General features: G+C 48.0%; 10 protein-coding genes. 3 read left to right on the top strand and 7 right to left on the bottom strand.

Annotation, left to right across the window (positions count from 1 at the left end; translation table 11 throughout):
* Positions 1–13: 13 nt before the first annotated feature.
* The gene (locus tag N7922_RS19725; RefSeq protein WP_263097902.1) at positions 14–1,366 is read right to left on the bottom strand and encodes an adenylosuccinate lyase family protein; all 1,353 of its coding nucleotides are present in this window, start codon (positions 1,364–1,366) and stop codon (positions 14–16) included.
* A 238-nt stretch (positions 1,367–1,604) separates the two neighbouring features.
* Here N7922_RS19725 and N7922_RS19720 point away from each other — a divergent pair, with 238 nt between their 5' ends.
* Positions 1,605–2,348, top strand: coding sequence for a GntR family transcriptional regulator (locus tag N7922_RS19720; RefSeq protein WP_263097901.1), 744 nt, complete (start codon positions 1,605–1,607; stop codon positions 2,346–2,348).
* A 111-nt stretch (positions 2,349–2,459) separates the two neighbouring features.
* Here N7922_RS19720 and N7922_RS19715 read toward each other — a convergent pair whose 3' ends face one another.
* Positions 2,460–3,734, bottom strand: coding sequence for a glutamine synthetase family protein (locus N7922_RS19715; RefSeq protein WP_317633846.1), 1,275 nt, complete (start codon positions 3,732–3,734; stop codon positions 2,460–2,462).
* Positions 3,735–4,223: 489 nt separating this feature from the next.
* Here N7922_RS19715 and N7922_RS19710 point away from each other — a divergent pair, with 489 nt between their 5' ends.
* Entirely contained in the window at positions 4,224–4,673 is a 450-nt protein-coding gene (locus N7922_RS19710; RefSeq protein WP_263097899.1) for an NUDIX hydrolase, read from the top strand.
* A gap of 319 nt (positions 4,674–4,992) precedes the next feature.
* Positions 4,993–6,570 (top strand): EAL domain-containing protein, encoded by a 1,578-nt coding sequence (locus N7922_RS19705; RefSeq protein WP_263097898.1) that lies wholly within the window; start codon positions 4,993–4,995, stop codon positions 6,568–6,570.
* A 163-nt stretch (positions 6,571–6,733) separates the two neighbouring features.
* Here the strand turns inward: N7922_RS19705 and N7922_RS19700 are convergent, their stop codons facing one another.
* The 5 genes from N7922_RS19700 to idnD form a co-directional block, all read right to left on the bottom strand.
* Complete coding sequence (locus tag N7922_RS19700) at positions 6,734–8,335, bottom strand: glycoside hydrolase family 43 protein (RefSeq protein WP_263097897.1); 1,602 nt, start codon at positions 8,333–8,335, stop codon at positions 6,734–6,736.
* Positions 8,336–8,389: 54 nt separating this feature from the next.
* Positions 8,390–9,721, bottom strand: a complete 1,332-nt coding sequence (locus N7922_RS19695; RefSeq protein ID WP_263097896.1) for a glycoside-pentoside-hexuronide (GPH):cation symporter — start codon at positions 9,719–9,721, stop codon at positions 8,390–8,392.
* Between the two features lie 189 nt (positions 9,722–9,910).
* Positions 9,911–10,852: an AraC family transcriptional regulator gene (locus N7922_RS19690; protein ID WP_263097895.1), complete on the bottom strand. Its 942-nt coding sequence runs from the start codon at positions 10,850–10,852 to the stop codon at positions 9,911–9,913.
* Between the two features lie 117 nt (positions 10,853–10,969).
* On the bottom strand, positions 10,970–11,689 hold the full coding sequence (locus tag N7922_RS19685; RefSeq protein WP_263100963.1) for a FadR/GntR family transcriptional regulator: 720 nt from the start codon (positions 11,687–11,689) through the stop codon (positions 10,970–10,972).
* 87 nt (positions 11,690–11,776) lie between these two features.
* A complete protein-coding gene (gene idnD / locus N7922_RS19680; protein ID WP_263097894.1) occupies positions 11,777–12,826 on the bottom strand; it encodes an L-idonate 5-dehydrogenase in 1,050 nt (349 codons plus the stop codon).
* Position 12,827: the final 1 nt, after the last annotated feature.

Raw genomic sequence — 12,827 nt, 5'->3', positions numbered from 1 at the left:
TTATCCCTCAGGATTATTGCCGTTGTGCGAATTTTTCCAGAACCCGATCCACCATTTCTGGTGCCATACCCAGATAATTCGTCGGGTCGGTCAGGCGCTCAATGAGCTGCGGATCAAGGCGGCTGGAACCCCCCGGCATGCTGTTCAGCACATCAGCCAGTCGTCCCCCTTGTTCGTTCACCACGCGGCAGGCATCGTACACAACATCGTGCGCATCCTGACGGCCAATGTATGGCGCCAGACCCATCATGACGGCTTCGGCAACGATCAACCCTTTGGTCATATCCAGGTTTTTCGCCATCGCCGCTTCATCCACAATCAGGCCGGCGAGCATAAAGTTGGCTTGATGTAATGCCCCGGCGGCGAGCACAAAGCTCTCCGGGATCGCAATCCATTCCGCATGCCACGGCCCGGTGGCGCGTTCTAAATCCTGCACCATCGCATCCAGCATTAATCCGGCGTGCTGGCGTACCCCTTTTGCACATGCCAGCATCAGCTCACTGGAAATCGGGTTACGTTTTTGTGGCATGGTGCTGCTGGCACCGCGGCCTTTCACAAACGGTTCGTACAGCTCGCCGAATTCATTGGCAGCAAGCAGCATCACGTCATAGCCGATTTTGCCAAGCGATCCGGTGATAAGCCCGAGCAGGTTCGTCGCTTCGGCAAAGCCATCGCGGGCAACATGCCAGGTGGAAGAGGGGACGCCCAGCTTGAGGATGCCCATCATGGCCTCTTGTACCGCGAGACCTTTATCGCCAAGCGACGCAAGTGTGCCGGCCGCTCCGGCAAATTCCCCCACCAAAATACGTGGTCGTGCCTGGGCAAGGCGCTCGGTGTGGCGGTCAATCATATCCAGCCAGATAGCCGCTTTGTATCCGAAGGTAATCGGCAGCGCCTGTTGCAGGTGCGTCCTGCCCGCCATCGGTGTGTCCCGATAGCGGCGCGCCAGACCGGCCAGCGTCAGGCAAAGCTGTTTTAATTCGCTTTCGATAAGGTCGAAGGCATCGCGAATCTGCAAGACAACGGCGGTATCCATAATGTCCTGAGTGGTCGCACCCCAATGGACGTAGCCGCCTGACTCGCCTGCCTGTTTAGAAATTTGGTGCACCAGCGGCAAAATGGGGTAACCGACAATTTCGGTTTCATGGCGCAGGAGATCAAAATCCAGCGTATCCGCAGTGCATTTTTCCGCGATCTCATCGGCGGCTTCTTGTGGGATAACGCCACATTTTGCCTGGGCCTGCGCGAGGGCAATCTCGACTTCAACGTATTTACGAATCAACTCGTGATCGTCGAAAATTGCGCGCATTTCCGGCGTTCCGAAGGAATCCCTGAACAAAACAGAATCAAGCACATTTGAAGGCATAACCACTCCTTGGGGGTCTGATTGGTGATAGACTGCGGGACAGAAAAAACAGTCAGAATCAGGGGTTGTTTACGCTGAATCGGCCATTTTTTTGTCCTGACATATCTCAGTCTTTCGATTTTATTTGTCCGGACATTTGAATATGTACGGACATTTATAATGACCACACAGTTAGCAAGGAAGCGCTATCGCTCACCTTTGTGATGTCGATCATTTAATTTTTTTGAAGAGTGAAACGATGAAAGAGTCTCTGTATAAGCAAATGGCCCGTGAACTGGCGCTGGCGATCACACAGGGGAAATACCCGCCAGGATCGCTGTTTCCAACGGAGATGGAGCTATGTGAAAGCTGGCAGGTGAGTCGTCATACGGTGCGTGAAGCACTGCGGGAACTCGCGGAGCAGGGGCTTATCAGCAGGCGAAAAGGCGCAGGGACACGCGTCTGCGAACAGAAGCCGGAAATGCAGGATCATCCCCTGGCCTCACTTGAAGATTTACTGGTGCTGGCAAAAAACAACCTGCGAGTGGTGAAAAAGACCGATGAGGTGGTGGCGGACGTCGAATTGTCGCAGGTGATTGGTTGTGAACCGGGTTCACGCTGGCTGCATATCGCCAGTACCCGCGAAGATCCTCAGCAAGAAAATGCCCCCATCTGCTGGACCGACAGCTATATCAGCATTGCGTATGTGAAGGTCGGAAAACTGGTGCGTAGCGATCCGTATGCATTAATCAGCGCGCTGATTGAAAAGCACTACGGTATCCGCAGCCATGAAGTGCATCAGTCGATAACGGCCGTTGGCGTGCCGGTCAAAATCGCGAAAATACTGGGCGTGGAAGCCGGGTCACCTGCGTTGAGAATTGTACGGCGTTACCTTGATGCTCAAGGAAAAACATTCGAAACCACCGTGTCGCTGCATCCTGCCGGGCGATACACCTGCAGTATCGTGCTGAAACATCAGGGCTCAGGAGCAGGCCAGGCGTAATGTTGCCTGCAGTTTATTACCCCTGTGTTTCCCGGACATGAGAAAGAATAATAAACCGCAACATCATCACCTCACATTTGTCATTGGCAGTGACGGAAAGTAAAACAGGGGTCAGAACGAAATCGCCGTTTCTTCTTGCGTAACAATGCCTTCGAACAGGGTCAGTTCCTCCAGTTTGCTGTGGATCCACTGCCGGGAAAATGCCTGTCCCAGGCTGTCGAGCAGATACGGGCATTCCTGAAAAACGGCGATTGCCTGGTGCTGAAATAACGGTAAAGGCGGGGCCGCGCGCAGAATATCCTCTTCTGAATCGCCATCGATATTCTCGAGACCATACAACATGCCGGTCAGAATTGTGGCCATCACCAGATAGGGGTTGGCATCCGCGCCAGCAAGTCGGTACTCGATGCGACGATTCTCTTCGGTAGAGCAGGGAATGCGTAACGCAGCGGAACGCGTGTTGTAACCCCATGAGCTAAACACGGGTTCGTCCAGGTTTTTTCGCAGACGGCGAAAAGCGTTTACCCCGGGAGCCATTATCGCCAGCGACGCAGGCATAAGATGAAGTAACCCGGCCAGGCACAGGCGCGTCATCTCGTTCAGTTCCTGGGCGGGAGAGGCAAAGAGGTTATCGCCCTGTCTGTCATTCAGGCTGATATGAAAATGCAAGCCGTTGCCAGCAAGCTGGGAAAAAGGTTTCGCCATAAAATTGGCCTTATAGCCGAATTCATTAGCGATCACGCTGGTTAACCTGCGTAGCGCCAGCACATTCTCACAGACCTCGACAACCTGGTGAGAGTGGCGCAGGTTAAGCTCGAATTGTGCAGGCTCTGCTTCGCTGACAATCCCCGTTAACGGCAGATTCTGTGCAGCAGCCATCTCTTCCAGTCGCTCGATGAAGGGAGCGTAGGTGGAAGGGACGGCCATGTGGAAGCACCCCTGACTGCGCATCGCCTGGGCCTGCTGGTCGATAAGGTAAAACTCAATCTCTGGTGCGATCACCGGATACAAACCATGGTGATGGAACCGGCGAACAACGTTTTCCAGAATCACCCTTGGCTCAAGCGCATACGGTGCGCCGCTGGCATCCTGCATGGATAGCAAAAGCTGGGCGTTCTCATGGGGATCGTAAGCGGAGGGGCGCAATGTCCCTTTTACCGGCAGGCAAATCCGGTCGGGCTCATCCAGAACCTGGTGGTCAGCCGCAGTGCAGACCACCTTACCTTCCCGATCCATTGAGTAAACAGATTGCGGGAAATAACACCCTTTTGCAGCAGAATAAAGATCCCCAACGGCAATCCGCTTTCCTCTGAAGGTTCCGTTAATATCGTTCAGATAGATATCAACGTGTTTTGTTGCCGGATAGTGTAAAAGATAGGTTTGCACTTCCTGTTGAAATGCACGCTGGAACGCATTGTCACTATTTCCTTTTTCTTTAGACTCAACCTCTGCTATCTGGGGCGTTTGCGCTAATGTCAAAAGCGTGCGGATGTTTTGTAAAAGTGGAAACTTCAGCATTGTGTTCATTGTTATCTTTCAGCTAAGCCTGACGGCGACAACAGGAGTATAAAAAACGGCAATGCGCATTGATATAAAAAACACATAAAGAATAAAATGGGTTAAGTAAAAAAAGTATAAATTTAAGTGGCTGTATAATTGTGATCGTTAATAACGTTTTTTTAGGTGATAAATTACATAACTATTTATTGCGGTGATTTTACAGTGGAAGGTTTTTTAAAGGCCGAATTAGCAATGATAAACATGTGGTAGGCGTTGTAGATTAAATACTGACCCACGAATAGAACCATGGCCGGAATGTTGTTATATTAAGCCCGACAAAATGATGACTCTTGTCTTTCATAAAGGGATTTTTCGATGCGAACACGTAAGGCGTCACGAATACTGATTATCAACCCGGCCGGTCAGGTACTGCTGTTCCGTTTCGTGCATACGGATGATGCTTTAGCAGGGCGTGCATACTGGGCGACGCCTGGCGGTGGGGTTAAACAGAATGAGTCTTTTGCACATGCTGCGTTAAGAGAACTTCGCGAAGAAACCGGGATTATCCGCGACGTTATTGGGGACAGCGTGGCGGAACGAACGTTTGAAATGCTGCTACCCAGCGGAGAAAACGTTCTGGCTATGGAGCGTTTTTATTGGGTAAAGGTTGATGGTAATGAAATCAGTCGCGAGGGCTGGAGTCGTCATGAAAAAACGGTTATGCATCAACATCGCTGGTGGAATATAAACGAACTTAGTGAAACAACGGAAACGGTATACCCGACTGATATTGCTACAATAATAGAGAATGTTATACAGAATTAGTTTCTCATACTGAAGCCATTATGGCATCGTCAGGCCCGGAGCCGGCATCTTTACTGCCGGTTCAATATCTCGTTAGTCTCAACATTCCCAAAGACCAAACGCTTCATTCCTCACTGAATTTATCCTCTGCATTTCAGTGACTTATCAAGATAACGCTTTTATTTGTCATTTTTAAAGTCTCTATCCAAACCGCCGATAACCATAACACGTCGTGTTGATGTGGCATGATGTCGATGAAAAGAACGGGCATACGGATGATGATCTCGACTTTTCTGCTTGATGGGATGATCAAAAGTCAGAAAGCGTGAAGCAAGAGCAGATGTCTGCTCACAAGGTGCCAAAATTGATAAGAATTCTAAAAAACAGAGTATCTGTATCCATAATGACATTAGCGCTATCGTTCCTCTTTTTTTATGGTGTTGCGCAGATCATTTCCTATGCATACGTCCACGAAAAATTAGAAAAGTATGCCGAATCGATACTTATGCGAAGTAATAGTCTCATCTCGCAGGTGAAGGAAATTGACGATCTGCGCAATGAATTCGCTGTCTATAGCCCGTGCAGCGACCAATATTTGCATTCCCTCAGAAAGCGTCTGTGGCCATACCCGCTGATCAAAGATATCTCCTACATCAAAGACGACAGGGTGATCTGCTCAGCGCTGTGGGGCAAGTTTACTGTTCCGCTTTCGCTGAATGTCTTCAGGAATAAAGTTGACCGGGCAGGCTATACCTGGATTTTTGATGCCATGATAGAAGAGGGGATTACCGCCGATATTCTTTATACCGATAATTTTGCCATTACCGTATCGCCTTTTGCGTTTCAGCGCTTTTGGGAAGATGCGGATAAAATGAATTTTAATGCTGTTGTCGGCGATAATAAACATGAGTCTCATTTTTTCAGAATAGGCAAGGATGTTAACAGGCTTGAAGCCATAGAGCATGGAAGAGAAAAATCGTTATCTTTTATTTTGATAAGAGCCTGTAATTCAGTAAATGACATTTGTGTTATCGTTGGAACTCAGCTTCCTTTCTTTTTTTACGGTAATGTATATGCGCTGTTTTTTTTGTTAAGTATTTCACTGGTTATTGGTCTGCTTGTCAGTGCGCTTATTATTAATAATCTTGAGAGAAACCAGTCGTTACTTTCCCGGCTTGAATACGCAATAGATCACCGAAAATTGCATTTTGTCTATCAGCCTATTTATCGAGTGAAAGATAACAGCCTTATTGGCATTGAAGCGCTTATCCGTTGGAACGATGACAAAGTGGGGAATATTGGCCCGGATATCTTCATTCCTCTCGCAGAGAAAAATGGCTTAATTAATAAGATTGGATTGTATGTTGTTGAGAATGCAATAAAAGAGTGTGCGCCGATATTACAGAAACACGCTATAACGCTCAGTATTAACGTCAGTTGTTCAGATATCTGCTCTGAGTTGTTTCGTCAAACGCTGATCAACACCATGCAGAAAGAAGGTATTTCCGGTGGTTCACTCATGCTGGAAATCACCGAGAGACAGAGTGCAAGTATCGAAGAGATCAAACAGTCTGTTGAGTTTTATCAATCGCAGGGCATCCTGTTTGCTCTGGATGATTTCGGTACCGGTTATTCGAATCTGAGCTGGTTATCCTTAATTGATGTTGATGAAATAAAGATTGATAAATCGTTAACCGATTCGATTGGTACCGAGTCAATCAATAAACATATCCTTCCCGGATTGATTGGCATGTTCAGAAATATGCCGAGAATAGTGGTCTTCGAAGGGGTTGAAAATGAACTGCAATATCTGTTCCTTAAAGAGAATTTGCCGGAGTGCTGTGCGCAGGGTTGGTATTTTTCCCGTGCGGTAGCGCTTACCGGGATAGAGGCATTACTGCCTGGCGGCAATGCATGATGCGGTGATTGCCCGTTCACGCATTCGATCCCTCCCGCTCCTGACGTTTGTGTCGCACGCTGGTTTAAATGCGAAGGTTGAATACATTTAAAAGCCTTCCACACAGTTACTGGTACCGTATGGAAGGCTTATTTCTGATCGCTACGGTGTCCGTCCGAACCGGTTAGCGGTTGTTCGCTGAATAGTGAAAGTAGTCAAAATCCGCATGCCGATGTTCGCCGGTAAAGTCCTGGCAGCACATGCCTACAAACGCGCCAGTGAAGCGCTCAATGCCCCGCTCTTTGAAATATTCATCGGAGAGTTTACTGTATTCCACATAGCCCCCTACCGGGATCCATGTCTCTTCATCCAGGGAGTAATAATAATTAGCCCGGTCATCTTGCACGTTAACCCGAAGATAAACGTAGCCTTCGCAGGCTATTTTTATACCTTCACCGGTTAGCATCGAGAATTTATTGAGGTCATTGACCATCAAATTCACGGTTCGCTCTCCGCTCTCATCGCAGGAGAGATACAAATAAATGTAATTTGTGGTGTCGTAAAAACAAACTAAGCCGGCCATCTGTTGGAAAGAACGCGGGTTGAAATCTACACAGGTCTGCGCGGTGAACGCAAAATCCGTCTGTCTTCTGGCCACCAGGCTTTGATAATGGTGCGAGCTCAGCGATTCATGACCCCGTAAACGCAACCATCCTTTTCTCTCATTTAGCGTGCACATATCCTCGCCTAATGGGATGCGCAATGACTGATAGTGCAGCGGGAGCGTCGGTGAATCAAAATCATCCCGTGCGGGTTGCTCAGGCCACGCACGCTCTTCCAGTTGCGTGTGCACTGTCATTTCTGGCGTTGTTTTACCATTAACCAACCGTAACCAGCCGTCATCACTCCAGTAAACCTGTTGAATAGCCGTTTCACGCCCCATTGGGCTGCGCCCTTTTGACGGCAATGGTCGGCCGCACAGGTGCATGATGAACCACTCACCCACGCTGTTTTCAAACAGATCCGCATGCCCGACCCTCTGCAATGGCAAACGGCAGTCGTAACGTGAGGTCATCATCTGGCCGACAGGATCGGTTTCATAGGGCCCAAACAGATGACGTGAACGCGCTATCGTGACGCCATGATTGTAAAACGTCCCACCTTCGGCGGTTAACAGATAAAACCAACCGTTGATTTCATAAATATGCGGGCCCTCGGTGATGCCCAGCGCGCTACCTGCATAAATTTTGCGGCACTCGCCCACTAATTTTTTCGTCTGCTCGTCATATTGCTGAATGATAATACCGTTCCATTTCGGGAAACCGGGTTCGCCGCCATCCATATGGCTCATCTCCATACTCACCAGCCATTTGGTGCCATCGCTATGATGAAACAGAGAAGGATCAATTCCGCGGCTGTGAAGATAAACAGGCTCAGACCATTCGCCTTCAATATCATCCGTGGTCACCATATAGTTATTGGTGTCCCAGAAACGCCCGGCGACATTTTTTACATCCGTAAAAATGAGATAAAAACGTCCGCCATCATGACTCAGACAGGGCGCATATATGCCGCCAGAGTCGGGGTTGCCGATCATATTCAACTGACTTTTTCGATTAAGCGGATAAGCGATCCGTTGCCAGTTTTTTAAATCGTAGGATTTATAGAGACAAATACCGGGAAACCACTCAAATGTGGACGTGGCGACATAGTACGCGTCACCGACTCTGATAATTGACGGGTCAGGATTAAAGCCTGCAATAACCGGGTTAGTAATTGTTGTCATATATGACTCCCTATAAGGTAAATATGAATAAATTAGCGACTGTTTTGTTTGTTCTTACATCATGGTTGTCGCCGATTCTGTATACACAGTATTGTTTCGATAGTGGGTCATAATAAAAAACATCATGACAACACAAATAGCAGGGATAACCGTAAAGATCAGCCGGACGACCAGAACAGCCATATCTGCCTGTACTGCGGCGCTACCCACATAACCGCCAAAAGTCAGTAACCAGCCGATAATCGCGCCGCCAACCGCAATGCCAATTTTAATGGCAAAGAGATTGGTAGAGAAAACCAGGCCGCTAAGCGATATTCCCGACTTTTTCTCGACATTATCGATAATATCGCTCAGCAGACTCCATTGCAGCGGTGCTGAACTCGCGTCGATAAAATGAATCACGCTGATGATAATGCCGATTGCGATAATATATTCAGAGGGGACCATAAACAGTGCCGCCAGAATGACAGCCTGAAGAAGTAACGACGCTTTATAGGACACTAAGCGATCAAACTTTCCATATAATGAAGTGGTGAACACAGCACCAACAAACCGGGTGCCGAGAATCACTAATAGAATAGTGCTGGTTAAATCGGGACGACTCAAATAATAGTGAACAAAGTACATGGCACCGCCCGTTTTTAATATCCCGGCGATGAGGCTCACGATGTTGAGTGCAAAGATACAACGCCAGTTATGATCCTTAATCAGCACTGACAGCTCTTTATAAATGCCACTAAACTTCCGCGTTCTGTCGACCTCTTTACGGTAATGCTCTTTGGTCATGGAAAAACACGTGTAGAACAGTATGGTACTCAGGCTGCCCATGATGATCATGCTCCAGAAGTAGCCTTTCTGCAGGTCGCCATTGCCTAAAATTTTAGTTAAGGGCAGTGCAATAACGGAGACAATAATGCCGCCTAACGCCGCGAAGGCAAAACGGTATGCCTGAATTGACACCCGTTCTTTTGCGTCCTGAGAAATATTATTGATCAACGCACAGTATGGAACGTTCACCAGTGAGTAAAAAATGGACAGGGCGGTATAAGAAATATAGGCATAGATGATTTTGCCGGTTTCACCCAATTCTGGCGTGTAAAAGGTTAATGCGCCAAAAATACCAAAGGGTAGCGAGAACCATAATAAATAGGGTCTGAACTGACCATGCCGGGTTTGGGTATGATCGGCAATATAGCCGATATAGATATCGGCGAACGCATCAACTACCCTGACGAAAAGAAACATGGTGCCCATATGAAAAGCACTAAGCCCATAAATATCGGTATAAAAATAGGCCATAAATAGCATGATGGTTTGCCAGATAATATTCGATGCGCCATCGCCGATTCCATAACCAATCTTTTCTTTGAATCCGATTCTATTCATAACCATACCTTTTCATAAGGAGTTTAAAATAGCGTTAACGCGAACACTCTGTTACCTGATGAAAAGGTAATTCTGATTAATCATAAAAAATGTATCGACGAGGCGTTTTTATATAATTTTTTTGCGCCAGCACGTCCGCATCGATCACACTTAGCGTAAAAACGTCAGCAAGGGGTATCGAACCGAACATCAGCGATTTTTGTGAAGTTGCACGCTGGTGAGACTATGGTTTCTGAATTTTTTCGGGGTAACGCCGATCAGTTTTTTGAACTGAAAACAGTAATATGCCGCATCCGTAAACTCGCACTGATAAGCAATGTCGGTAATGCTTAGCGCAGTATTGCGCAGCATATCTACGGAGCGGGCAATTTTCTTGCGTAACAGATACTCTTTGAAGCTGATTTGCATGATTTTTTTGAACGTTCGGGAGAAATGGCACGAAGACAGACCTACAGCGGCAGCGGCTTCATTCAAACTGATATTCAACGAGGTTCGCTTTTCCATTTCCCCCATAAAAGTAATGATTTTTTCAAATAATGAGAGGTTGTCCTTCTCCGGTGAGATTGGTTGCGCGCGGGAGGCGCACTGAAAAACGGTATTGAGTAAGAGGATCATGACCGGGTTGATGTCGTCCGTTGAATGCCCGGTTTCGTGCACCTGAGCCAGCCATTTGAATAAAAACTGTAATCGTTCGGCTTCCAGTTCATTTGGCTGGGTTATGACTCCAATGTGTGGATTCATGGCGGGAATGGGATATTTTAACCTGTTGAGTACCGCACGGTCGTACTGAAAGAGAAAACGTTCATGATCGCAGGTGAATTCCAGTGCCATATCATGGAGTACCAACGGGCTGATATAAATTAACGTATTGTCTTTTATTGCGAATTTTTCACTGCCAATACTGTAACTGCCCTGAGCTTTATGAAACCACATAATTTCATGCTCCAGATGCATATGCGGTTTGATCTCTAATCCCTCTTCCGGAACGCCTTCTCCAGCGCGTAAGACGTAATCCAGCTCAGTCGATGTTTCTAAATTTTCAAAAAAATGATCTTCACTGATTAAGTTTCGCATAATGGCTGTCGCTAACGTTAATGTCTCATCCTTGCGTGTCGCCAGTATAGCGGTCATTCACAGCGGATAATGTTAGCCGGATCGAGCGTCACCGCTGTCGAGCGCTTACGGGCTGGCTCAATCGCGAATGCGTCAGAGGAAAATGATTCCCGGTTCGGGCGAACCAGGGGCTGGTTAACGTTTATCGACAGGCGTTGTTGATTTGATTTTTTCGATAGCGACAATATTTTCCGACATCGCTTCATTGAGCACTTTTACTGCCGTGCAGGCATCACGGTTTTTGATGGACATATAGACTTTAATATGCGCTTCAACGCTCTCAAGGGTAATGCCCAGCGCACGGTTAAGCTCTTCCAGATAATAGTAGTAAATATCTTTAATCGAGTTCATGACGTTATAAAACACGCTATTATGCGACGCCCGGATAATCGATAAATGAAACTCGTAATCGGCTTCCGAGTATTTTTTATAGTCGCCTTTGTTAATCAGCATATTATTCAGCGCTTGCTCAAGCTGGCGAATGTCGTCATCGGTGGCATTATCAACGGCAAGCTCGACACATTTGAATTCCACCGTTTGGCGGAAAACCATCATGTCATGAAACTCTTCGCGGCTCAGATGCATAATAGGGCGCGGATCGTTGCTCAACATCTGAGGCGTAAAGTTTTCACTGACGTAGCTTCCGCTCCCTTGCCGGGTGACGACGATACCCAGATCGCGAAAGCGTTGAACCGCGCTACGTACGCTGACCCTGCTGACATTAAAAGACGTGGTGAGCTCAGCTTCAGAAGGAAGGCGGCTACCTGGCGCCCAACTACCATCCAGAAGCTTTGCACTTATCTGATCATAAATTTCATTTACAACATTCTGTTTTTGAATGGATTTTATGCTCAAGATCGATGTCCGGTAAAATGCCGTTAATGTGTTATTGTATAGCAATTCAATTTTAAGAACAAAGCGCCCGGGCGGGCGCTTTTGCATTTAATTGAAGCGAATGAGGACCTTAGCAGAGAGATTCTTGTCCGTGGCGGTAATCAGCGCCTCTTCGATTTTCTCCGGCGGAAATTCCGCGCTAATTAAAGGACGCGGATCAACGCGCCCGTCTTCAAGCCAGCGCACGGCGGTGGCAAACTCATTGATAAACCGGAACGAACCCACCCAGTTAATTTCTTTGACCAGCATCGGAGAGACGGGCCAACTGACCGGGCTTGCTCCCATCCCGACCTGAACAATGGTTCCTGCCGGGCGGGTGAAATCGACGGTCGACGCCACTGCCGCCGGTGCGCCGGAGGCTTCAAACACCACATCAAAGTAGCCTTTATGCTGCTGATAATGGGCCACCTGATCTTCATCACGCGGGTCCATCACCGCGGTGGCACCCATCTGCTGTGCCAGTTTCAGGCAGCGTGGGCTGAGATCCGAGGCCACGAGTTCTGATGCCCCCGCGCTTTTTGCCGCCGCCAGAATCAGGCAACCAATCGGACCTGCGCCAATCACCAGCACGCGCTTTCCGGTGAGTTGACCGGCCATGTTTATAGCATGAATCGAGACCGCGAGCGGCTCCGAAAACGCCATAACGTTGGCCGGAACCGCGCTGTTATAAGGGATGCACTGTTCCGGTTTGACAACCACATATTCAGAGAATCCGCCGTTAACGTGGGGATTGAACTGCGCGCTGCCCATAAAGCGCATCGACCCACACAAGTTCTGATGCCCGGAAAGACACATTTCGCATTGGTTACACGGGCAGGAAGGATTCACGGCGACTGTCTGACCCACTTCTAATGTGCTGCCTGCCGGTACTTTTTGGATGACGCCAACGAATTCATGCCCAATCACCATCGGGTGTTTCAGGATGGACATCCCCGCACGACCATGTTGATAGTAGTGGATATCCGAGCCACAAATACCGCCACAGGCGACTTTGACAACGACATCCTTTTCGCCGTGCTCAATTTCACGGGAGGTGTAGCGAACATCTTTTTCCGCATGTGCCAGACAGGCGTTACAGGTTATTTTTTCAGTACTCATT

It is taken from the genome of Kosakonia sp. ML.JS2a, assembly GCF_025642095.1.
Lineage (GTDB): Bacteria > Pseudomonadota > Gammaproteobacteria > Enterobacterales > Enterobacteriaceae.
The sequence above is the reverse complement of the archived record's forward strand: the minus strand, read 5'-3'. Positions and strand labels throughout refer to the sequence as shown.